The organism is Streptomyces sp. NPDC049687, assembly GCF_044465285.1.
In the GTDB taxonomy this organism is placed as follows: domain Bacteria; phylum Actinomycetota; class Actinomycetes; order Streptomycetales; family Streptomycetaceae; genus Streptomyces.
Genome location: NZ_JBITLN010000011.1, coordinates 58,115 through 79,112, shown reverse-complemented (window position 1 = coordinate 79,112; position 20,998 = coordinate 58,115). Strand labels below are relative to the sequence as shown.

Annotated in this window: 24 protein-coding genes; 11 read left to right on the top strand and 13 right to left on the bottom strand. The window is 70.4% G+C overall.

Features of this window, described 5'->3' with window-relative positions; all coding sequences use genetic code 11:
* Positions 1-39 precede the first annotated feature (39 nt).
* Positions 40-969: a PmoA family protein gene (locus tag ACIBVL_RS30485; protein WP_399101997.1), complete on the bottom strand. Its 930-nt coding sequence runs from the start codon at positions 967-969 to the stop codon at positions 40-42.
* Positions 966-2,120 (bottom strand): Gfo/Idh/MocA family protein, encoded by a 1,155-nt coding sequence (locus tag ACIBVL_RS30480; RefSeq protein WP_399101995.1) that lies wholly within the window; start codon positions 2,118-2,120, stop codon positions 966-968. The genes ACIBVL_RS30485 and ACIBVL_RS30480 overlap by 4 nt, the downstream gene beginning before the upstream one ends.
* A 282-nt stretch (positions 2,121-2,402) precedes the next feature.
* Here ACIBVL_RS30480 and ACIBVL_RS30475 point away from each other — a divergent pair, with 282 nt between their 5' ends.
* Both ACIBVL_RS30475 and ACIBVL_RS30470 read left to right on the top strand, forming a co-directional pair.
* Positions 2,403-3,278, top strand: a complete 876-nt coding sequence (locus ACIBVL_RS30475; RefSeq protein ID WP_399101993.1) for an undecaprenyl-diphosphate phosphatase — start codon at positions 2,403-2,405, stop codon at positions 3,276-3,278.
* 161 nt (positions 3,279-3,439) lie between these two features.
* On the top strand, positions 3,440-3,619 hold the full coding sequence (locus tag ACIBVL_RS30470) for a hypothetical protein (protein ID WP_399101991.1): 180 nt from the start codon (positions 3,440-3,442) through the stop codon (positions 3,617-3,619).
* 397 nt (positions 3,620-4,016) lie between these two features.
* Here ACIBVL_RS30470 and ACIBVL_RS30465 read toward each other — a convergent pair whose 3' ends face one another.
* Positions 4,017-5,129: an AI-2E family transporter gene (locus ACIBVL_RS30465; protein ID WP_399101989.1), complete on the bottom strand. Its 1,113-nt coding sequence runs from the start codon at positions 5,127-5,129 to the stop codon at positions 4,017-4,019.
* A gap of 305 nt (positions 5,130-5,434) precedes the next feature.
* Between ACIBVL_RS30465 and ACIBVL_RS30460 the strand changes: the two genes are divergently transcribed.
* Positions 5,435-5,896, top strand: coding sequence for a nuclear transport factor 2 family protein (locus ACIBVL_RS30460; RefSeq protein ID WP_399101987.1), 462 nt, complete (start codon positions 5,435-5,437; stop codon positions 5,894-5,896).
* A gap of 92 nt (positions 5,897-5,988) precedes the next feature.
* Positions 5,989-7,566, top strand: a complete 1,578-nt coding sequence (lnt, locus tag ACIBVL_RS30455; RefSeq protein WP_399101985.1) for an apolipoprotein N-acyltransferase — start codon at positions 5,989-5,991, stop codon at positions 7,564-7,566.
* On the opposite strand, the gene ACIBVL_RS30450 is transcribed toward lnt, so the two are convergent.
* Positions 7,484-8,395: a Gfo/Idh/MocA family protein gene (locus ACIBVL_RS30450; protein ID WP_399101984.1), complete on the bottom strand. Its 912-nt coding sequence runs from the start codon at positions 8,393-8,395 to the stop codon at positions 7,484-7,486. The two genes, lnt and ACIBVL_RS30450, sit on opposite strands and share 83 nt — an antisense overlap.
* On the opposite strand from ACIBVL_RS30450, the gene ACIBVL_RS30445 reads away from it, so the two are divergent.
* The 3 genes from ACIBVL_RS30445 to ACIBVL_RS30435 all read left to right on the top strand — a co-directional run bounded on the left by ACIBVL_RS30445 (position 8,379) and on the right by ACIBVL_RS30435 (position 9,996).
* Positions 8,379-8,846, top strand: a complete 468-nt coding sequence (locus tag ACIBVL_RS30445) for a hypothetical protein (RefSeq protein ID WP_399101983.1) — start codon at positions 8,379-8,381, stop codon at positions 8,844-8,846. The two genes, ACIBVL_RS30450 and ACIBVL_RS30445, sit on opposite strands and share 17 nt — an antisense overlap.
* Before the next feature lie 39 nt (positions 8,847-8,885).
* Positions 8,886-9,398: a DinB family protein gene (locus ACIBVL_RS30440; RefSeq protein WP_399101982.1), complete on the top strand. Its 513-nt coding sequence runs from the start codon at positions 8,886-8,888 to the stop codon at positions 9,396-9,398.
* A 103-nt stretch (positions 9,399-9,501) separates the two neighbouring features.
* A complete protein-coding gene (locus tag ACIBVL_RS30435) occupies positions 9,502-9,996 on the top strand; it encodes a hypothetical protein (RefSeq protein WP_399101981.1) in 495 nt (164 codons plus the stop codon).
* Positions 9,997-10,000: 4 nt separating this feature from the next.
* On the opposite strand, the gene ACIBVL_RS30430 is transcribed toward ACIBVL_RS30435, so the two are convergent.
* The 9 genes from ACIBVL_RS30430 to ACIBVL_RS30390 form a co-directional block, all read right to left on the bottom strand.
* Positions 10,001-10,468 (bottom strand): hypothetical protein, encoded by a 468-nt coding sequence (locus tag ACIBVL_RS30430; protein WP_399101980.1) that lies wholly within the window; start codon positions 10,466-10,468, stop codon positions 10,001-10,003.
* A gap of 89 nt (positions 10,469-10,557) precedes the next feature.
* Entirely contained in the window at positions 10,558-11,241 is a 684-nt protein-coding gene (gene ung / locus ACIBVL_RS30425) for a uracil-DNA glycosylase (RefSeq protein ID WP_399101979.1), read from the bottom strand.
* Positions 11,242-11,331: 90 nt separating this feature from the next.
* Positions 11,332-12,885 carry an ABC transporter substrate-binding protein gene (locus ACIBVL_RS30420; RefSeq protein WP_399101977.1) on the bottom strand — a complete coding sequence of 518 codons (1,554 nt, stop codon included), beginning with the start codon at positions 12,883-12,885 and terminating at the stop codon, positions 11,332-11,334.
* A gap of 226 nt (positions 12,886-13,111) precedes the next feature.
* Positions 13,112-13,867 carry an SDR family oxidoreductase gene (locus tag ACIBVL_RS30415; RefSeq protein WP_399101975.1) on the bottom strand — a complete coding sequence of 252 codons (756 nt, stop codon included), beginning with the start codon at positions 13,865-13,867 and terminating at the stop codon, positions 13,112-13,114.
* An 11-nt stretch (positions 13,868-13,878) separates the two neighbouring features.
* Positions 13,879-14,640 (bottom strand): 3-oxoacyl-ACP reductase FabG, encoded by a 762-nt coding sequence (gene fabG, locus ACIBVL_RS30410; RefSeq protein WP_399101973.1) that lies wholly within the window; start codon positions 14,638-14,640, stop codon positions 13,879-13,881.
* Between the two features lie 128 nt (positions 14,641-14,768).
* Positions 14,769-15,218 carry a DUF3037 domain-containing protein gene (locus tag ACIBVL_RS30405; protein WP_399101972.1) on the bottom strand — a complete coding sequence of 150 codons (450 nt, stop codon included), beginning with the start codon at positions 15,216-15,218 and terminating at the stop codon, positions 14,769-14,771.
* The gene (locus ACIBVL_RS30400) at positions 15,215-15,979 is read right to left on the bottom strand and encodes a HipA family kinase (protein WP_399101970.1); all 765 of its coding nucleotides are present in this window, start codon (positions 15,977-15,979) and stop codon (positions 15,215-15,217) included. The genes ACIBVL_RS30405 and ACIBVL_RS30400 overlap by 4 nt, the downstream gene beginning before the upstream one ends.
* 71 nt (positions 15,980-16,050) lie before the next feature.
* Positions 16,051-16,548, bottom strand: coding sequence for a Na+/H+ antiporter NhaA (locus tag ACIBVL_RS30395; protein WP_399101968.1), 498 nt, complete (start codon positions 16,546-16,548; stop codon positions 16,051-16,053).
* 294 nt (positions 16,549-16,842) lie between these two features.
* Positions 16,843-17,694, bottom strand: coding sequence for a LysR family transcriptional regulator (locus tag ACIBVL_RS30390; RefSeq protein WP_399101966.1), 852 nt, complete (start codon positions 17,692-17,694; stop codon positions 16,843-16,845).
* An 81-nt stretch (positions 17,695-17,775) separates the two neighbouring features.
* Between ACIBVL_RS30390 and ACIBVL_RS30385 the strand changes: the two genes are divergently transcribed.
* From ACIBVL_RS30385 to ACIBVL_RS30370, 4 genes are all read left to right on the top strand, one after another.
* Positions 17,776-18,273, top strand: coding sequence for a cupin domain-containing protein (locus ACIBVL_RS30385; RefSeq protein ID WP_399101964.1), 498 nt, complete (start codon positions 17,776-17,778; stop codon positions 18,271-18,273).
* Between the two features lie 171 nt (positions 18,274-18,444).
* The gene (locus tag ACIBVL_RS30380) at positions 18,445-18,792 is read left to right on the top strand and encodes a DoxX family protein (protein WP_399101962.1); all 348 of its coding nucleotides are present in this window, start codon (positions 18,445-18,447) and stop codon (positions 18,790-18,792) included.
* A gap of 376 nt (positions 18,793-19,168) precedes the next feature.
* Positions 19,169-20,083, top strand: a complete 915-nt coding sequence (locus ACIBVL_RS30375) for an ABC transporter ATP-binding protein (RefSeq protein ID WP_399101960.1) — start codon at positions 19,169-19,171, stop codon at positions 20,081-20,083.
* Between the two features lie 149 nt (positions 20,084-20,232).
* The gene (locus tag ACIBVL_RS30370; RefSeq protein WP_399101958.1) at positions 20,233-20,961 is read left to right on the top strand and encodes an ABC transporter permease; all 729 of its coding nucleotides are present in this window, start codon (positions 20,233-20,235) and stop codon (positions 20,959-20,961) included.
* Positions 20,962-20,998: the final 37 nt, after the last annotated feature.

The following is a 20,998-nucleotide window of genomic DNA, read 5'->3' as shown; positions in this document are numbered from 1 at the left end:
GCGCGCGGGCGGCACGACCGCGCTGACACGCCTACGCGCTCACCAGGGGTGCGCCTCCAGGTACTTGGTGATCTCCTCCCTTTCCCAGGCGCCGTCGGCCACGACCACGCGGTAGCGGCGGGTGAGGGTGTCGCCCGGGGGGAGCGTCAGCTCGTCGAAGAAGGCCCAGGAGGGGGCGATGCCCGCGAAGGGCTCGTTGCGGACGAACCAGTGCGCGGGGTGGGCTCCTCCGGCGCCGGAGTGGTCGTTCTCGGGGGCGTGCGCGAGAACGACGGTGGCGTGGCCGTCGGTGCCGTCGTGCTCGCCGGAGAGGGCGAGCCAGGGACTCTGCGAGGCCATCAGCCCGGGGCCCTCGCCTTCGGGGCCGATGATCCGGCCGTCGCGGAAGGCGCGCGGGCCGCGCCAGAACAGGCCGGTGTATCCGGCCAGTTCACGCCCCGCGGTGGTCGGGCTGCCGAAGCGCAGGGGCTCGTCGCGCCGGTTGGTGATGGAGGTGCTCCAGGTCAGCGCCCAGGAGCCGGAGTGCCGGTCGACGTCGTGCACCTCGATCCGGCGGACCTCCTCGGCCCACAGATCGCCGCCGTACGGATGCCAGGTCAGCCGCTCGGCGATCACGGCCCGCCCGGCGTCGGCGGAGACCTCCTCGAAGCCGAGGTGCGCCATCGAGCCGACCCGCTCGGGGAGGGCGAGGTATCCCTCGCCGTGGACGTACGAGTTGCCGCCCCACAGGTTCGCGCCCGAGAGGTGGGAGGCGGTGAGCGACAGGCCCTTGTGCCAGCGGTGGTCGTTGGGTCGGTAGTCGGTGACGACGTCGCCGGCCAGCGTCCGCAGCGGGTGGATGTACGGCCTCGGCGCCTCCCAGGCCGCCTCCTGCCGGTAGACGTACGTCAGCAGCTCCACGCCGGTGGCCGGGTCGGTCACCGTGATCCGGTCGCCGTGCGCGTGGACGAGACGCAGACCGCCGCTCACGCGGGCACCTCCGCGTCCCCCGTGACCGTGCCCGGCGCCCAGCCGGGGGCGCCGCCGTGCAGGGCCGTGTAGTACGGGTCGCCGGCGCCGATCTCGCCGCGCCCGACCGTCGTGTCGGTGAACGCCGACTTGTACAGCGCGGTGATCAGCTCCAGGCTGGTGCGCCCGTCGGCGCCGCTGCCGCGCGGCCGCTCACCGGCCCGCATGCTGGCGACCAGCTCCCGCAGTTGCGCCAGGTGCGAGCTGGGCACGTCCGCGCCGAAGTCGCGCCAGGCGGCCACCTCCTCGCCGGTGGCGTCGGGGGCAGGGGTGATGCGCCAGTTGGCGTTGGAGTGGCCGTAGAGGTGGGTGAGCTCGACGGTGGCGCGCTCGCAGTCGATGCGGATACGGCTGACCTCGTCGGGGCTCAGGACGCTGTTGACGATCGTCGCCAGCGCGCCGTTCTCGAAGCGGAGCAGGGCGGTGGACACGTCCTCGGTCTCGACGTCGTGGACGAGCCGCCCGGCCATGGCCCGCACCTCGCTCCACGGCCCGAGGAGGTCGAGGAGCAGGTCCATCTGGTGAATACCGTGGCCCATCGCCGGGCCGCCGCCCTCGGTCTGCCAACGGCCTCGCCACGGCACGGCGTAGTAGGCGGTGTCGCGGTACCAGGTCGTCTGGCAGTGCGCGACCAGCGGCCGGCCGAGGGCCTGCCCGGCCAGCAGCCGCCGCACATGGCGGGTGCCGGAGCCGAAGCGGTGCTGGAAGACGATCGAGGCGTACGGCCCGTTCTCCGCCCCCTCCTCCGCCTCGACGGCGTCGTAGTCGGCGAGGGTCGGCACCGGCGGCTTCTCGCACCACACCCAGGCCCCTGCCCGCAGCGCGGCCACGCTCTGCTCGCGGTGCAGGGTCGGCGGGGTGCAGATGGTCACCAGGTCGGGGCGCTGCTCCGCGAGCATCCGCGCCAGGTCGGTGTAGGCGTGCGGAACCCCGCCTTCCGCGCAGAACGCCTCGACCGCCGTGGCATCGATGTCAACGGCCGCGACCACCTCCGTCTCGCCCTCGGCGGCGAGCTGCTGGAGGGCGGGCAGATGGGAGCCGCGCGCGATGGCGCCGGTGCCGATGACGGCGGCCCGGATGGGACGGCCGGCGAACGGAGGGGAAGGGGACATGGGCGCGATCAGCACTCCTCCGACGTACGGCCGAAAGACCGGGTGAGCGGCAAGGGAGCAGCAAGCACGTACAGCAAGCGCTTTCCGCTCGGCAGCAACGTATGTGGCCTGCCTGGGGCCGGTCAACCATGTGAGCGCCTGCTTCCCGACCGCCCGCGAAACCCCTGTGCCAGGGCTGTCTCCCGGGACCGCTACGCTTCCTACGCACACCCTTGATCACCGCGTGGGCGGCCCGTCGCGTCCGTCGCCCCTCTCCGATCGGCACTTGGACTCCTTAACCTCATGTCTTGGTTTGAATCCCTCATCCTCGGACTCGTCCAGGGGCTGACCGAGTTCCTCCCCGTCTCCTCCAGCGCGCATCTGCGGCTGACCGCGGCCTTCTCGGGGTGGGAGGACCCCGGCGCCGCCTTCACGGCGATCACCCAGATCGGCACGGAGGCAGCGGTGCTGATCTACTTCCGCAAGGACATCGGGCGGATCGTCGCCGCGTGGTCGAGGTCACTGTTCGACAAGACGATGCGCAAGGACCACGACGCCCAGATGGGCTGGCTGGTGATCGTCGGCTCGATTCCGATCGGTGTGCTGGGGCTCACGCTCAAGGAGCAGATCGAGGGCCCCTTCCGTGACCTGCGGGTCACCGCGACCATGCTCGTGGTCATCGGCATAGTCATCGGCATAGCCGACCGGCTGGCGGCCCGCGACGAGACGGGTGGGAAGCACCGCGCGCCCAAGCAGCGCAAGACGCTGGACAACCTGGGCGTCAAGGACGGCCTGGTCTTCGGCCTCTGCCAGGCCTGCGCCCTCGTCCCGGGTGTCTCCCGCTCCGGCGCCACCATCAGCGGCGGCCTCTTCATGGGCTACAAGCGCGAGGCCGCGGCCCGCTACTCCTTCCTGCTGGCCGTTCCCGCGGTCCTCGCCTCGGGGACCTTCGAGGTCAAGGACGCGCTGGAGACCGGTCATGTGGCGTGGGGACCGACGCTGTTCGCGACGGCGATCGCGTTCGTGTCCGGATACGCGGTCATCGCCTGGTTCATGAAGTTCATCAGCACCAAGTCCTTCATGCCGTTCGTCTACTACCGCGTCGTCCTCGGCGTCGTGATCATCGCCCTCGTCGCGACGGGCGCGCTCAGCCCGCACGCGGCGGAGTCGGCGGGCTGAGCGCCGCACAGGTCGAGGGCCCGGTGAGGTCGCCCGGGTCGGCCGAGCTCGCAACGCCCTTGGGGGTGCGGCCCTTTGATCGATCATCCGTGACGAAGCCCATACCGGTCCGCGTAGTCGTCCGGTAGCGCGCTGTCAGTCCTTGCGCCTACGCTTCAGCCATGTCCCCGCATTCTGACGTCCCTGGTTCCGTGCGGTCCGCCACCGAGTTGAACGAGCGGATCCGGTCCCTGTGGCTGCGCGCCGGCGGGTCACTGTCCGCCCAGGAGCGGGCGGAGTACGAGCTGCTGGTGGTGGAGTGGGCCGCGGCGATACGCGGCGAGGTGGTCACGGCGGCCTGAGGCTCCGCTCGCGCGCGGACCGATCACGCCCCGCTCACTGGCCGCCCACGGCGACGAGACGAACCCGAATCGATCTCGGGCGCCGAACTCGTGGATCTGCCGCGGCGTCACGGGCCGGCGGGACGGCCGGGCGACCGGCGCCGGCCGACCGGCTGCCCAGTCGGAACCGTCCGGCTTCGACGAAGTCCCGGCGGAGACAGGCCGGTTCGTCCTCGGTGGCCGCCGCCGACCCGCAGCCGACCTCGCCGGTTTCACGGGCGCTTCCATCCGGCTCCGCGATCCGGGCGCCACCGAACAACGCCGAGGGCCACCGATGCCTGGGACTTCGTCATGAGCGGCGAGGGTAGGGCGTGTTGTGAAAGTAGCGTCGTCCTCCCGGAGGGCGGGCCGGAGCGGCTCAGCCCGCGGCCGTGGAGGACCGCGGCTCCTCCGGCTCCCGGTCCTGCGGCGGGTCCCCGAGCTGTTCGCGTACGTAGTTCCAGACCACCGCGATCAGCGCGGCGAGGGGCACGGCGAGCAGGCTGCCCACGATGCCGGCCAGGCTGCCGCCCAGCGTCACCGCGAGCAGGATCACGGCCGCGTGCAGGCCGAGCCCACGACTCTGGATCATGGGCTGGAACACATTGCCCTCGAGCTGCTGCACCACGACGATGATCGCCAGCACGATCAGCGCGTCCGTCAGACCGTTCGACACGAGCGCGATGAGAACCGCGACGAACCCGGCGAACAGGGCGCCCACGATCGGCACGAACGCGGAGACGAAGGTCAGCACCGCCAGCGGAAGCACCAGCGGAACCTGCAGGATCCACAGGCCGAGGCCGATGAACACGGCGTCGAGCAGGCCGACGAGCGCCTGGGACCGTACGAACGCGCCCAGGGTGTCCCAGCCGCGCTCGGCCACCACCGGGACGTCGGTGGCGAGCCGGCCCGGCAACTGGCGGGTGAGCCACGGCAGGAAGCGGGGACCGTCCTTGAGGAAGAAGAACATCAGAAAGATCGCCAGGACGGCCGTCACCAAGCCGTCGAGCACGGTGCCCACCCCGGTGGCGACGGCCCCGACCATGCTGCCGACGCTGTTCTGAGCGCGGTCGACGGCCGTGTCGAAGGCACTGGAGATCTGGTCGTCGCCGATGTTCAACGGCGGCCCCGCAGCCCACTCGCGCCCCCTCTGGATGCCCGCGACCACGCCGTCGCTCAGCTCGCCGGACTGGGAGGCCACCGGCAGCGCGATCAACGCCACGATGCCCAGGACCACCACGAGGAACAACACGGTCACCACCGACGCGGCCAGTGCCGGGCGCCATCCGCGCCGACGCAGGAAACGGGTCGGCGGCCAGGTCAGCGTGGTGAGGAACAGGGCGACGACAAGGGGCCACACGACCGACCACATCCGGCCCAGGGCCCACAGAGCCACCGTGAGCAAGACGAGGACCAGCAGCAACTCACCCGAGACGCGCGCCGACACGCGAAGCGCGGCGCGGGTTCTCGTGGAACTCAACGTGGCGGACATGGGATCACCCTATGGGCAGACGGCCGGGCATCGTTTCCGGACAAGCGGCGGAGCCTGGTCGCCGACGTCGACCTCGCCCACCGCGACGCGCGCACAATCTGCGGGCCGCGAGGCGCAGGCAACCCTGGCCTTCCCACCGAAGCCGCGCACCGGTCCCTGGACGAGGCGGGCATCGCCCGCTGACACGGAGGCAGCGGAAATCGTCCACGGCCTCCTCACCGACCGCCTCGGCACGAAGCAGCCGAATCTCCCCGCCTCGCCCCGCAAGACTTGGTTCCACGGCCCGCATGCCCAACACTCGGCCCATGACGCAGCGTGTGGAACTCGCGGCCGTGATGGACCGGCTGGCCGTCGACGGACTGGTCACCGACTACGCGGTGGCCGTGGACGACGGTGACTGGGCGGCGTACCGGGACCTGTTCACGCCCGACGGGCGGGCGGACTACCGCTCGGCAGGGGGGATCGAGGGGGACGTGGGCGACGTCGCCGTATGGCTCGCGCAGAGCATGGAGGTGTTCTCCATGCGGCAGCACCTCATCGTCAACCGGCGAGTGCGGTTCGGGGTGCTGGAGCAGGACACGGGCGACACCGCCGAGGTCCGGGCCGACTACGTCAACCCGATGCGGCTGGCCGCCGGCGAAGACGGCCCGGGCGCTCCCGACTTCGTCTGCGGTGGCCGGTACTCCTTCGCGCTGCTGCGGACGGACGACGGATGGCGGCTGCGGGAGGTGGTCGTGGAGGAGAAGTGGCGGCGCCTGCCCGGATGAGGCGAAGGGCGCCCCCATGCCGCCGAAAAACGACCTGTTGGAGATCGTCGGGAGCGCGCACACTGGAGGCACCACCGGGTAGGAGGTGCGGCATGAAACCGTCCGGCCACTGGCTCACCTCCCCCAGGCGGCGCTCGGTCCTCGCGGCTCTCGCGGGAGCGCTGCCCGTGCTCGCCTTCCCGGAGCCCGCCCTGTGGTGGTGGGCGTACGTCGCCCTCGTCCCCTGGATGCTCCTCGCCCGCTCCGCGCCGACCGGGCGACGCGCGGCCTACGACGGGTGGATCGGCGGGTTGGGCTTCATGCTGGCGATGCATCACTGGCTGCTGCCGAGCCTTCATGTGTTCACGTTCCTGATAGCCGCGCTGCTCGGTGCCCTGTGGGCCCCCTGGGGTTGGCTGGTCCGCCGCTTCCTGACCGCGGACGGCTCCGGAACGCCCACGCGGGCGCGCGTCTTCGGCGCCCTCCTCGTTCTCCCCTCCGCCTGGCTGGCCGTCGAACTCGTCCGCTCCTGGCAGGGGTTGGGCGGTCCCTGGGGCATGCTCGGGGCCAGTCAGTGGCAGGTGGAGCCCGCGCTGCGGCTCGCCTCCGTCGGCGGGGTGTGGCTGCTCAGCTTCCTGGTGGTGGCGGTCAATGCGGCCGTCGCCGTACTCGTCTCGGTCCCGGCCTCCCGGGTGCCGGCCGTCGCCGGACTCGTCGCCACCGCGGCCACCGCCTCGGCGGCCTGGGTGTGGGCCCCGCGCCCCGACGCCGACGGGCGGGCCCGGATCGCCGTCGTACAGCCGGGTGTCGTCGAGGGTCCCGACGTCCGGTTCGACACCGAGGAGCGGCTGACCCGGCGGCTGATCGGGCAGGACGTCGATCTGATCGTGTGGGGCGAGAGCAGTGTCGGGTACGACCTCGCCGACCGGCCCGACCTGGCGAAGCGGCTCGCGGAACTCTCCCGCGTCACCGGCGCCGACATCCTCGTGAACGTCGACGCCCGCCGCTCCGACCGGCCCGGCATCTACAAGAGTTCGATGCTCGTCGGCCCGGACGGCCCGACCGGTGACCGGTACGACAAGATGCGGCTGGTGCCCTTCGGGGAGTACATCCCGGCCCGCTCCCTGCTCGGCTGGGCCACCTCGGTCGGCAAGGCGGCCGGTGAGGACCGGCGGCGCGGCACCGAGCAGGTGGTGATGCACGCCGGTCCGGGGCTGCGGATCGGGCCGATGGTGTGCTTCGAGACGGCGTTCCCGGACATGAGCCGGCACCTCGCCGAGGACGGTGCCGACGTCGTCGTGGCCCAGTCCTCGACCTCCTCGTTCCAGCGGAGCTGGGCACCCGAGCAGCATGCCTCGCTGGCCGCGCTGCGCGCCGCGGAGACCGGGCGGCCGTTCGTGCACTCCACCCTCACGGGCGTCTCCGCCGTGTACGACGCGAGCGGCCGGCGCATCGGATCCTGGCTCGGCACGGACGCGAGCACCACCGCCGTCTACGAGGTCCCGCTCGCCGACGGCGTCACCCCGTACGTCCGCTACGGCGACTGGCCGGTCCATGGGGCCCTGCTGGTGCTCGTGGCCCTGGGGCTGACGGAGGGGGCGCGGGCGGTCAGGCTGCGCCGGGGCGCTCCCGCACCGCTCGGACCACCCGCTCGCACAGCTCATGGGTCGCCAGCGCGTCCCGGGCGCTGAGCAGCTTGCCCGCCCGTACCGCGTCCAGGAAGGCCAGGACCGCCTGTTCGATGCCGCGCTGCCGGGCCACCGGCACCCAGTCGCCGCGCCGCCGCACGGTCGGCTGGCCCTTGTGGTCGATCACTTCGGCGAGGTTGACGACCTGACGCTTGGTGTCCTGCCCGGACACCTCGAGGATCTCCTCGTTCGAACCGCTGAGCCGGTTCATCACCCCGAGCGCGGTGAAGCCGTACCCGGAGAGCTGGAGCACGACATGGTGCAGCAGCCCGTCCTCGACCCGGGACCGCACGGTCACGTCGTCCACCGGGGCGGGGGCCAGGAACCGCAGGGTGTCGACGACGTGGATGAAGTCGTCGAGGATCATCGTGCGCGGTTCCTCGGGCAGCCCGATCCGGTTCTTCTGCATGAGGATCAGCTCGCGCGGATGGTCGGCGCACTGCGCGTACCCGGGCGCGAAGCGCCGGTTGAAGCCGACGGCGAGAGACACCCCTCGGGTCTCGGCGAGCGTCACCAGCCGCTCGGAGTCGGCGAGCCGGTACGCCAGTGGCTTGTCGACGTACGTCGGGACGCCCGCCTCCAGCAGCCGGGCGACGATCTCGGGGTGGGCGGCGGTGGGCGCGTGCACGAAGGCCGCGTCGAGGCCCGCGGCGAGCAGCGCGTCGAGGTCCCGGTGACGCTGCGCGGGGGGCAGGCGGAGGGAGTCGGCGACCCGTTCGAGGGTGGCGGGGGTGCGGGTCTGCACGTGGAGCTCGATCCCGGGCAGGGCGCCGAGCACCGGCAGATACGCCTTCTGCGCGATGTCGCCGAGTCCGATGCAGCCGACCTTCACGGGCGCTCCCTCACCTCGTACCGCGTGCCTCCACGGCAGCATACGGCCGCTGCGGCGGCCGCCAGTCGGCGATCCCGTCGAAGCTGCGCAGGAACAGCGCTCCTCCCGCCGCCGACAGTGCCGTCAGGTCCGTGTTCCGCACGGCGACGGCGACGGGCTTCGCGGCCAGGCTGAGCCGCCCCACCCGCACCGTTACGAACTCGCGCTGGAGGCCACCCGCCGCCCCGAGCTGCGGGCCTTCTACGACGCGACGGGCGCCGTGTTCCGCGACCGGATCACGGCGATGGTCACCGCGGCCGGCTCGACCGACCCGGCCCGGCATGCGCTGTCGCTCGTCGCCTGGGGGGAGGGGCTGATGTTCTCCTGCGCGGCGGGGTCCTTCGCCACCCCTGGCCCCGAAGACGTGCGCACGAGCGTGAGGGAACTGCTGCGCGGCATGCTCGGCGGATAACCCGTGGAGGCGGCGGGCGAGTTGGGCCATCATGCGGGCATGACGACGCAGCGCGCGGAACCCGCCCAGAACGCCGACGAACGCACCATGCTCGAGGGCTGGCTGGACTATCACCGGCAGACCCTGGCCTGGAAGTGCGAGGGCCTCACCGACGCCCAGCTCCGCACGGCCGCGGTGCCGCCGTCCGAGCTGTCGCTGATGGGGCTGGTGCGGCACATGGCGGAGGTGGAGCGCGGCTGGTTCCGCAAGGTGCTGGCTGGCGACGAGCCCGGCCCGATCTACTACAGCGAGGACGACCCCGACGGCGAGTTCCACCTCACCGAGGAGGACACCTGGGAGGAGGCGTACGCCACCTGGCAGGCGGAGATCGAGGCCGCCCGGCGGCACGCGGCCGAGTTCGCGCTGGACGATCTCTCGAAGGGCAGGAGCAGGCTCACCGAGGAACCGTTCAGCCTGCGCTGGATCTACACGCACATGATCGAGGAGTACGCCCGCCACAACGGCCACGCCGACCTGCTCCGCGAGCGCGCCGACGGCGCGACCGGAGAGTGACGTCAGCCCCAGCCGGCCGGCTCCCTCTCCGAGGTCACTCGTGCGGGGCAACCTGCGCTTGTCAGCTGTCGCGCGTGTGGCCGCAACCGCCAGAGTTGCGCGCGTGCATCGAACGACGACCACCGCGACGCTCCTGGCCACCGTGGCCCTCACGGCCCTCTCCGGATGCGTGACCGTCCAGCGCCCGACCCTGCCCGGCCCGCCCGCTGCCGTACCGTCCCAGGCGTCCGTGCCCCGACCGGACGTCCGGGCCGGGACCGAGGTCGTGCAGGCACCGGCCCGCGAGGCGCTGGAGATGGTCGAGCCGCCCCGGAAGCCCGCGGCCACCACGCTCAGGCGGCGGGAGCGGTCGGACGCGGCCGCCGTCCCGGCCGAGCAGCCGGCTGCCAACCGCTCCCACCCGCAGCACCGGCGTGCGCACCCCGGACCGGCCCGTCCGACCCCTCGACGGCACGAGCGGCCGCACATCGAGGCGCCGGACGTCGAGGCGGAGGTCCGCCGCGACACCGATGTGTGCGCGCTCGGGAGGAAGTACGGCGGCTGGCGCGGCGACAGCCCGGAAGCGGTGATCTGCGAGCAGGCGTACGGCCGTCAGTAGGCCGTCAGGGCAGGTCCGGGTCCCCTTCCCCCAGCCGCCGCTCCATCCTGCTGATGGCCGCCCGCACCCCGTCCCCGTAACTGTCGTCCCCCAGCGCCCCGGCCGCCCCGCGTGCCCTGCGCACATGCGTGCGGGCGGCCTCCGCACGGCCGAGTTTGACGTAGTCCGCCGCCAGGTTCAGGTGCAGTGAGGGGTACAGGGCGCGGACCGCGAGCGAGCCCTCGTGCTCCTCCGCGGCCGTCAGGGCCCGCAGGTCCCAGGCCAGCTCGTCGAACGGGTCGTCCTGGGTGTCGGCCAGGTAGTGCGCCAGGGTGCAGCGGTGCAGTGGATCGCCGTCCTCGGCGACCTCGGCCCACAGATCGAGAAGCCGTCTGCGGGCCTCCTCCCGGTCGCCGCCGTGATGCAGCATCACCGTCTGTCCGATCCGCGTCAGCAGAGCGTCCTGTGCCGTCTGCCCCTGCCGCTCCGCCACCGCGACCTCCTAGCGTCCCTGGGACGACGCTAGTCGCCCCGGCGGCCGATCCCGCTCAGGCGGCACCGGACCGGCCCGGGGCGGTATACCTACGCCAGGTTCGGGATCGTCCAGTCGATCGGCTCGTGGCCCTGCCGGGCGACCGCCTCGTTGATCTGGGTGAACGGGCGGGAGCCGAAGAACTTCCGCGCCGACAGCGGGGAGGGGTGCGCGCCCTTGACCACGATGTGCCGGGTCTCGTCGATCAGCGGGAGCTTCTTCTGCGCGTAGTTGCCCCACAGGACGAAGACGGCCGGGTCGGGCCGGTCGGCCACCGCGCGGATCACCGCGTCCGTGAACTTCTCCCAGCCCTTGCCCTTGTGCGAGTTCGCCTCCCCGGAGCGGACCGTGAGGACCGCGTTGAGCAGCAGCACACCCTGCCGGGCCCACGGCATCAGATAGCCGTTGTCCGGGACGGGCGTGCCCAGCTCCTCGTGCATCTCCTTGTAGATGTTTCGCAGCGACGGGGGGATCCTGACGCCCGGCCGCACCGAGAAGCACAGGCCGTGCCCCTGACCCTCGCCGTGGTACGGGTCCTGGCCGAGGACCAGGACCTTCACCCGCTCGTACGGCGTCGCGTCGAGCGCCGCGTACACCTCCTCGCGCGGAGGGTAGACGGGACCCTTCGCTCGCTCCTCCTCGACGAACTCGGTCAGCTCCTTGAAGTAGGGCTGCTGCAGTTCGTCACCCAGGACCCCGCGCCAGGACTCGGGCAGCATGGCGATGTCGGTCACGTCAACGTCCTCCGTTGTGCGGTCACTTCCAGACCACAGAACCTACAGCCGGCCACTGACAACGCGCCCCACGGACCGTTGATCGACCCGCTACCAGCTGGTCTTCCGCGACAGCTCCCACATCATCATGATCGTGGACGGGTCGAGGGAACGCTCCGCACCGGAGATGTCCTCGTTTCCGGCGAGGTACTGCTTGCCCTGCCACAGCGGCAGCAGCCTGGCGTCGTCGACGAGGATCTGCTGGGCCTCCTCGAACTCCTTCGCCACGTTGGCGCGGTCGCTCTCCTCCCGGGAGCGGGGCAGCAGCACCTGGGTGATCTTCTTCTCCGGGTACGGCGTGCCCAGGGCGTTCTGCTCTCCGACGAAGGGGGCGATGAAGTTGTCGGCGTCCGGGAAGTCGGGGGCCCAGCCACGGCCGAACACGGGGTACTCGCCGTTCTCGTAACCGAGCACGTAGTCGTTCCAGGGGCGGCTCTTGAGCGTGATCTTGAAGAGGCCCGAGGCCTCCAGCTGGCTCTTGAGCTCCTTGAACTCCAGGGCGGTGTCGGAACCGTAGCGGTCGGTGGTGTACCAGAGGGTGAGCGGGACGGGCGAGGTGATGCCGGCGTCGCTGAGGATCTTGGCGGCCTTGTCGGGGTCGGGGTCGCCGAAGTCGTCGAAGAAGCCGGTGGTGTGGCCGGTCAGGCCCGTCGGGACCATGGAGTACAGCGGGTCGACGGTGTCCTGGTAGACCTTGTGTGCGATCGCGCCCCGGTCGACGAGCTGGGCGACGGCCCGGCGCACGGCGAGCTTGTTCGACCACTGGTCCTTGGGGTTGAACACCAGGTAGTTGATGTTGCTGCCGGCGCCCTCGATGAGCTGCAGGCCATCGTTCTCGGCGCTCTTGGTCTCCAGGTCGACGACGTCGTCGGCGGCGAGGCCCTGGTAGGTGAGGTCGATGTCCCCGCCGCGCAGCGCCTTGACCATCGCGCTGGAGTCCTGGAAGTAGCGGATGGTCACCGCGTCGTTCTTGCGGTCGGCGAGGCCCTTGTAGTTGTCGCTGCGGACGAGTTCGGCCCGCTTGCCCTCCTGGTAGGACTGCAGCCGGTACGGGCCGGAGCCGACGATGCTGCCGTCCTTGCGCAGGGACTTCTCGGCGTAGTCGTCGGGGTCGACGATGGACATGCCGGGGGTGGCGAGCACGAACGGGAAGGTGGCGTCGGGCTTGTTGAGGTTGAAGGTCACCTCCCGGTCGCCGTTCACCTGGATGCTGTCCAGGCTGCCGAGCAGTCCGGCGGGGCCGGTGCGGGCGTTGATCGCCAGGATCCGGTCGATCGAGTACTTCACGGCCCGGGCGTCGAGTGTGTCGCCGTTGGAGAACCTCAGGCCCTCGCGCAGTTCACAGCGGTAGGTGCGGCTGGAGTCGTCGGTGAACTTGCAGCTCTTGGCGGCATCCGGCTCGGGCGCGGTCGAGCCGTTCGGGTAGGACAGGAGCGTCTGGTAGACGTTGCGCATCAGTTCCCAGGAACCGTCCCAGGCCCCGGCGGGGTCCAAGGTGCTGGGAGCGCTGGTCGTGCCGACGACGATCGGCCCGGTCTCTTCGGAGCTCTCGTCGCCCAGAAGACCGCATCCGCTCACCAGGGATATGGACACGATCGCCGCCATGTGATGCAAGGATCGGTTCCGGTTGAACACGCGCACGCTCCTCGATAAGCCATGCCAAGGGTGGGCAGACCATACCTCAGCGCCCGGGGAGCTTGAGCACGGCGGGGAGAGCGTTCTTGATCACGTCCGGGATGACGACGTTGTCATGACCGTGTGTGGCGCGGCTCCCTTGACACGGGCGCCGATTCCGTCAAGGAACCGGCGCCCGAAGCGGTGTCGGTGAGACTCAGCCCACACCGGCGTTGAGGAAGATGCCGCCGTCCACGACGAGCGTCTGACCGGTGATCCAGTCCGACTGCTCCGAGGTCAGGAACGCGGCGGTGCCGCCGATGTCGGAGGGCACGCCGAGCCGGCCCAGCGGGTAGGCGGCCGCCGCCTCCGCCTCCCGGCCCTCGTACAGCGCCTCGGCGAACTTGGTCTTCACCACGGCCGGGGCGATGGCGTTGACCCGCGCCCGGGGCGCGAACTCGTGCGCCAGCTGTTGGGTCAGGTTGATCATCGCGGCCTTGCTGATGCCGTACGCGCCGATGAACGGCGAGGCGGACAGGCCCGCGACGGAGGCGATGTTGACGATCGCGCCGCCGTTGTCCTTCTGCCAGGCGTGCCAGGTCTTCTGGGCGAAGCCGAGGGCGGAGACCACGTTGGTCTCGAAGACCTTGCGCGCCACATCGAGGTCGAGGTCGGCGATCGGCCCGAACACCGGGTTGGTGCCGGCGTTGTTGACGAGGTAGTCGACGCGGCCGAAGGCCTCCATCGCGGCCTCGACGGCGGCCGTCTGGTGGGCGAGGTCGTGCGCCTTGCCGGCCACACCGATGACCCGGTCGGCGCCGAGCCGCTCGACGGCCTCCTTCAGCGCGTCCTCGTTGCGGCCGGTGATGCAGACCCGGTCGCCGCGGGCGACGAGGGCCTCGGCGACGCCGTAGCCGATGCCTCGGCTGGCGCCCGTGACGAGCGCGACCTTGCCGGAGAGTTCCACAGTCATGGTCCCGATCCCTAGTTCAGCGGTCCGCCGGCGACGTACAGCACCTGGCCCGAGACGAATCCGGCGGCCTCGCCCGTGAAGAAGGCGATCGCGTTGGCGATGTCGTCGGGCTCGCCGACGCGTGCCACGGGGATCTGGGCGGCGGCCGCCGCCTTGAACTCCTCGAAGCCCATGCCGACGCGCTCGGCGGTGGCGGCGGTCATGTCGGTGGCGATGAAGCCGGGAGCGACGGCGTTGGCGGTGATGCCGAACTTGCCGAGCTCGATGGCGAGGGTCTTGGTGAAGCCCTGCAGACCGGCCTTGGCGGCGGAGTAGTTGGCCTGCCCCCGGTTGCCGAGCGCGGAGGAGGACGACAGGTTGACGATACGGCCGAAGCCGGCGTCCACCATGTGCTTCTGGACGGCCTTGGTCATCAGGAACGAGCCGCGCAGGTGGACGTTCAGGACCGTGTCCCAGTCGGACGCGCTCATCTTGAACAGCAGGTTGTCGCGGAGCACGCCCGCGTTGTTGACGAGGATCGTCGGAGCGCCGAGTTCCTCGACGACCCGCGCGATCGCCGCCTCGACCTGGGCCTCGTCGGAGACGTCGGCGCCGACCGCGACGGCCTTGCCGCCCGCCGCGGTGATCTTCTCCACGGTGTCCTTGCACGCGGCCTCGTCGAGATCGATCACGGCGACGGCGCGGCCCTCGGCGGCCAGCCGTACGGCGGTTGCGGCTCCGATGCCGCGTGCGGCACCGGTGACGACGGCTACCCGCTGCTCAGTGGTGGACATTGCTGCTTCTCCTCGCCCTTGAGAAAGTACGGCCCATCTGGTGAGCGACCGCTTAGTACCTTCGGCAGAGGGTGACGCTAGAAGCCCTGGCACCCGGTGTCAACGCCCCACGGCGCCGGTGTGATCCATTACCTCACCAGGAGCTCCAGCAACCGTCCGGTCTCGGCCGCCGGATCGGTGGTGAGCCCGGTGTGCACGGGTCCCGGCTGCACGACGGTGGAGCGGGGCGCGACCAGCCAGCGGAACCGCCGGCCCGGGTCGTCGCCGGCGGCCTGGCCCGCCGCGGCGCCGCCGCCGCACACGCGCTCGACGGCCGACAGCGCCGCCCTGATCCCCGTCACGTCCGCGTCCGGGTCGAGGGCGAGCAGCCGTGCCTCGTCGAGGTGGGTGCGGGCACCGACGTAGGCCTGGGCGCGGCAGTAGACCAGCACACCCGCGTTGATGCACTCGCCGCGTTCGACCCGGGGGACGACCCGCAGCAGGGCGTACTCGAAGACGTCCCGGTCACCGCCCTGGCCGGCCCGGGTGATGTGGCGCTCGGTCACATGGCCGGCCATGTGGATGTGGTGCTCGCTCACTTGCCCTCCTGGATGCCGGTGATGCGCTCGGCGATGACGGCCGCTCGGGCGAGCAGGGGCCGCGTGTAGGCCCGTCTGAGGTCGTCGGGGGTGTCGAAGCCCGGTTCGTCAGCGAGCCATGCGTCGGGGATCTCGGCGGTGACCTCGGCGAGCAGGTCGGCGGTGACCAGTGGGGCGAGCCGCGCCGCCGCGGCCGCGACGTCCGGCGCGAAGGCCGCGAGGGCGTGGTCCGAGGCGTCGTAGGGGCGGGCCGCGGAGGTGTCGGCGGTGGGCCAGTTGTGCTGCCAGATCATGGTGGCGCCATGGTCGATCAGCCACAGGTCGCCGTGGCGCACCAAGAGGTTGGGGTTGCGCCAGGAGCGGTCGACGTTGTTGACGAGCGCGTCGAACCAGACGATCCGGCCGGCCTCCTCGGAGGTCACCGGGAAGGCGAGCGGGTCGAAGCCGAGCGCTCCGGCCAGGAAGTCCATGCCGAGGTTGGCGCCGCCGCTGGACCTGAGCAGCTCCTGCACCTGTTGCTCGGGTTCGCCGAGGCCGAGCACGGGGTCGAGTGCCACGGTCACCAGGCGGGGCATCCGGAAGCCGAGCCGGCGGGCGAGCTCGCCGCAGACGACCTCGGCGACGAGTGTCTTGCGGCCCTGTCCGGCGCCGGTGAACTTCAGGACGTAGGTCCCGAAGTCGTCGGCCTCGACGAGTCCCGGCAGCGAGCCGCCCTCACGCAGGGGCGTGATGTAGCGGGTCGCGCTGACCATTTTCAACATTTCTCCGGGTCGCCCATCTCTTCAACCTTGCAATCCACGGCCGACTTTGGAGTGCGGTGGAGCAGTGGGAATCACCCATCAACGAGCCTGGGGAGCATCTGGGGAGTTTCGGTTGGCATGCCGATCTCCCCGCTCCCCAAAGCAGTCCGTCGATGGCGGTGGCGCCCCTTGCTTCCGGCCTCCGGCATGAATTGAGCATAGTAACCGAGGGTGATCGCGGGTGGGGAGTGCCCGAGCCACCGCGCCAAGGTCACGACCGACTCTCCAGCCTCCAGCATGATCGCCGCGTCGGACCGGTCCGCACCGGTCGGCGTCGGAGCGGCCCGCTGGTAGAGGTCCGGGATACCGTCGGCGTCCGCGTCGGTGTTCTCCTCCTCGTACAGGCGCCGGTAGATCCGGTTCAGGCGGCGCAGGATCAGCGCGGCCAGGAGGGCGGAGGCCAGCGAGGCGATGAGTACCGCGGCTTTGAACTGCTCGCCCGACGCGGCTTGCGGGAAGGCGAGTTCACCGACGGGCAGGGCGACCGTGAACCCGATCCCCTCCCCTGCCGCTATCTCGGCACCGACCACTTCGCCAAGCGGGACCCCGAACGCGCCATGCGCCGCGTGATCAGGGAAGCGAACAGCCTCGGAATGACCCTCCGCTTCGAACCCATCGCATCGACCTGACCTGCACAGTCGCTTGCGTCTTTCGTGTCGGGGCCACTCACACGAGTACGGGGACAGCGACCGATCCCACGATCACGGCCCTGGCCGCATGCTCGGACGATGGCCGACATGGTCACGCTCGATCGGCGCGACGCAGAGCGCCGGGCCTCGGCGTTCGGATCGTTCATGAGCTGCGGCAACACCGGTTGCCGGTGCTCAGTTGCGGTACGCGGCCGTCGCGATCTCGAGGAAGGATCGGATCAACGGATTGGTGTCACGTTCGTTCCACACCGCCACCACCCGGCTCGGCGCCATGTCGATCAGCGGTACCACGGCCAACTCCGCAGGCAGGCGGTGTCCGAGCGGGGCGAGGCCGACCGTGCCGTTCCACAGCACAGCGTGCAGGCATTCCTGGACGGCGCGAACCACGGGGCCCTCGCGCGGCCTGCCGCCGTTCCAGTACGACTGCCAGTCAGGGTCGGTTCCCTGCGGGAACTGAAACCAGCGGCGGTCGCTCAGGTCGACCAGCCGCAGCCGGTCGCAGCGAGCCAACGGATCATCGACGCGCAGGACCACGCCGACCTGATCGGTCCGCAGCGCCCGCACCGTCAGGGCGGTCTCGTCGAACGGCGCTCGAGTCAAGGCGACGTCGACCAGTCCGGCGCGCAGCCCGCACGTCGGGTCGGTCAGATCGGTGTCGCGGATGCGGATCTCGATGCCGGGGTGGCGCCGACGGTAGGCGGCGGCCAGCCTGGTCATTCCTGGGTCGGTGCCATCACCCAGGATGCCGACGGTGATGGTCGTGATGGCGGCCGCCGCGCTCACGCGTTCACCGACGCGGTCGGCATGTTCGAGCAGGGCTCGCGCCTCGTCGAGCAGCACCGTGCCCGCCGGGGTGAGCATGACGCCAGCAGGCGAGCGGGCGAACAGCAGGGCCCCGACATCAGCCTCCAGCTGCTTGATCGCCCGGCTCAGGGGCGGCTGACTCATGTGCAGTCGGGTGGCGGCCCGGCCAAAGTGGAGTTCCTCGGCGACCGCCACGAAGTAGCGCAAGGTACGAAGCTCCACGCTGCAACGATACCCACCAGGTATCGGCGCCGCGGGACAGGTCTTGGACACTGGCAAGGCCCCGGTGGTGCACTCGTGAGCATGACCGAAGAAGCCGAGACCAGGGAGCCGCAGGCCGCCGACCCCGCCGTATCGGTGGTGGGTCCCAGCGACGGCGAGACGATCGTTCTGGGCACCACACGGATGCGCGTTCTGGAGGACGGCAGCCACACTGGGCACCGCCTGGCAATCGCCGAGTCCGTCCTGGCCCCGCACACCCAGGGACCGCCCCAGCACCGCCACGCCCGCCACGACGAAGGCTTCTACATCCTCTCCGGCACCGTGCGGTTCACCGTCGGCGACGAGGACTACGACGCCACCGCGGGCACGCTCGTGATGGTTCCGCCCGGTGCCCCGCACACCTTCGCCAACCTGAGCGACCAACCTGCCGTCATGCTCAGCACCTTCACCCCTGACCTGTATGTGCAGTACTTCCGAGACCTCCAGGACGTGCTCGCCGACGGTGGGCGGCTGACGCCACAGGCCAACATTGACACGATGAACCGCTACGCGACCGAGCCGGCCACCGAACGTGCCTGAATCCGCCGGGCCGCAGGGCCCGGCGGATTCCTTTCCGACCGGCGGGGCCGTGGCGCTTCCGCCTTTCGGTGTCCGGCCCCTCGGACGACGGACCGGGCCTTCTCCAGGACTCTTTTGGCAATCCACGCAATCGACGGGGCTCCGGGAGCCGGTGGCCCGTGGACGGGAACTATGAACATCGCTTATTGGATCATCGCGACGCTGCTCGCCCTCTTCTACTTCTACTCGGGCGCGATAAAGGTGATCCGCAGTCGCGATCAACTCCGACCGATGATGGCCTGGGTCGACCGTATGCCGTTACCCATCGTAAGAGTGCTGGGGACGGTCGAAGTGCTCGGCGCCACCGGACTGATCCTGCCGCCGCTGACCGGCATCGCTCCCTCGCTGGCGTCAGCCGCGGCCATCGGCTTCGTTCTCCTGCAAATCGGTGCGGTCGCCGTCCACCTGGCCGGCGAAGACCGCCGGATCGCACTCAACCTCGGACTCATCGCCGCCGCAGCCGTGACCATCTGGCTGTGACCCAGCGCAGCCACCCCGATGCGGCTTCACGACACGAGCGTCGACGACCTGGAGGGCGCAGCCGCCTCACTGAGCTGACTACCGGGCACCGTTCATACCGCTTGAAGACGGACCCCCACAAGATCACGGTCTACGGCTGGAACACCGATCCGGTCAAGGGGAGGAGACATCCGGTCTGGCCACTGCCCGTGGAGGCCAGCATGTGAGTTTCGTGTGAGTTGAAGGGGCCGTCGAGTGCTGCCTGCGGGTCTTCCCAGGTCGGTGGCCCAACGCTCCCACATGGCGTTCATGTTCCTTCAAATCTGGCTCACGTCGGCGGCGGACAGTGAGTGATGCACGCGACGGTCGTGTGCATCACCACCGGTCTGGAGTCTCGATGATCGAAGTACATGGCCTCTCGAAACGCTATGGCGAGATCCTGGCCGTGGACGACCTGACATTCGCTGTCCAGCCAGGGGAAGTGACCGGGTTCCTGGGACCCAATGGAGCCGGCAAGTCGACCACGTTGCGCATGATCCTGGGCCTGGACGCCGCCAGTTCCGGGACTGCGACGGTGGGCGGGCGGCCGTACGCCGCGCAGCCCGCGCCACTGAAGGCGGTGGGGGCACTCCTGGATCCGGGTGCGGTGCTGCCCAGCCGCACCGCCTACCACCATTTGCTGGCTTTGGCGGCCGGCAACGGGATCCCGCGCCGCCGGGTGGACGAGGTGCTGGCGGAAGTCGGCTTGGAGAAGGTGAGCCGCCGGCGTGCGGGGACGTTCTCCCTGGGAATGCGTCAGCGCCTGGGAATCGCTGCGGCGCTGTTGGGGGATCCTCCGGTGCTGGTCTTCGACGAGCCACTCAACGGACTGGATCCGGAAGGCATCGTGTGGATCCGTTCGCTGATGCGGAGGATGGCGGCCGAAGGACGCGCGGTGTTGATGTCCAGCCATCTGATGAGCGAGATGGAACTGACCGCCGGCCACCTCATCGTGATCGGCCGTGGAAGGCTGATCGCCGACACCACGATGAAGGACTTCATCGAGGCACATTCCGAGCGCGAGGTCTTCGTCCGTACCCCGCAGGCCGAGGCGCTGCGCAGCATGCTCAGCGCAGCCGTTCAGGTACGGAGCGAAAGCAATGACACCTTGGTGGTGACCGGTTTGGAGGCCGCCGAGATTGGCGCGCTGGCGTCGGCCGGTGGAGTGGAACTCCACGAGCTTGCTCCGCGCCAGGTGTCGCTGGAAAAGGCGTTTATGGTCCTGACCCGGGATGCCGTGGAGTATCAGTCGGACGAGGAGTCGAGCCGATGACACACCCCACCGCGCAAATCCCTGACAGGGCGCCGAAAGCACGCGGGCGTTCGCTCGTGCTGCGTCTTGGGCCACCATCGCGCCGCGCGCGGGGTGGAAGGGTGTCCCTCCGGCACTGCCTGCACGCCGAGTGGATCAAGATTCGTACGATGCGGTCGACGTTGTACGTGATCCTGGGCACCCTGGCGTTCTGCAGCGGACTCGCCGCGCTGAACAGTTCGTCCGCGGGCAGTGAGTTCGCGGACCTGAGCCCCGCGGACCAAGCCTCGTTCGACCCGCTGGCCACCAGTCTGCGTGGCTACCTGCTCGCGCAGATCGCGCTCGGCCTGCTGGGCGGCCTGGTCATCACCTCGGAGTACGGTGCGCGAACGATCGTGCCCACCCTGATTGCCGTTCCGCACCGGGCGCGGGTCCTGGCATCCAAGGCTGTGGTCCTGGTGGGGGTGGCGCTCCCGGTTGGGAGCGTCCTGTCGTTGGCCGGATTCCTCGTCGGTCAGGAGTTGCTGTCTGGGGCGGGCGCTCCGCACCTTGCGCTCTCCGACGGCGTGGCGCTGCGCGGCGTCGTGGGCGGTGGGCTCTATCTGGCACTGGCCGGGCTCTTCGGACTGGCTCTGGGCACGGTGATCCGCTCCACCACGGCGACGGTGACCACACTGTTCGGAGTGATGCTGATCGTCCAGGCCTTCGCCCCGGCCCTGCCCGGAGGACTTGGCGACTGGGTGGCGAAGTACTGGCCGCCGATCGCCGGCGGGCAGATCATCACCAGCTATCAGGACCCCGCGTTGCTGAGTCCCTGGGCAGGCGTGGGCGTCATGGCCGGATGCGTGGCGGCTTTGCTGACGGCGGCGTTCGTCGTCTTCCGCAAGCGTGACGCCTAGCAGGGCGGGACAGTGAAGACAGAGGATCACAGCTCGG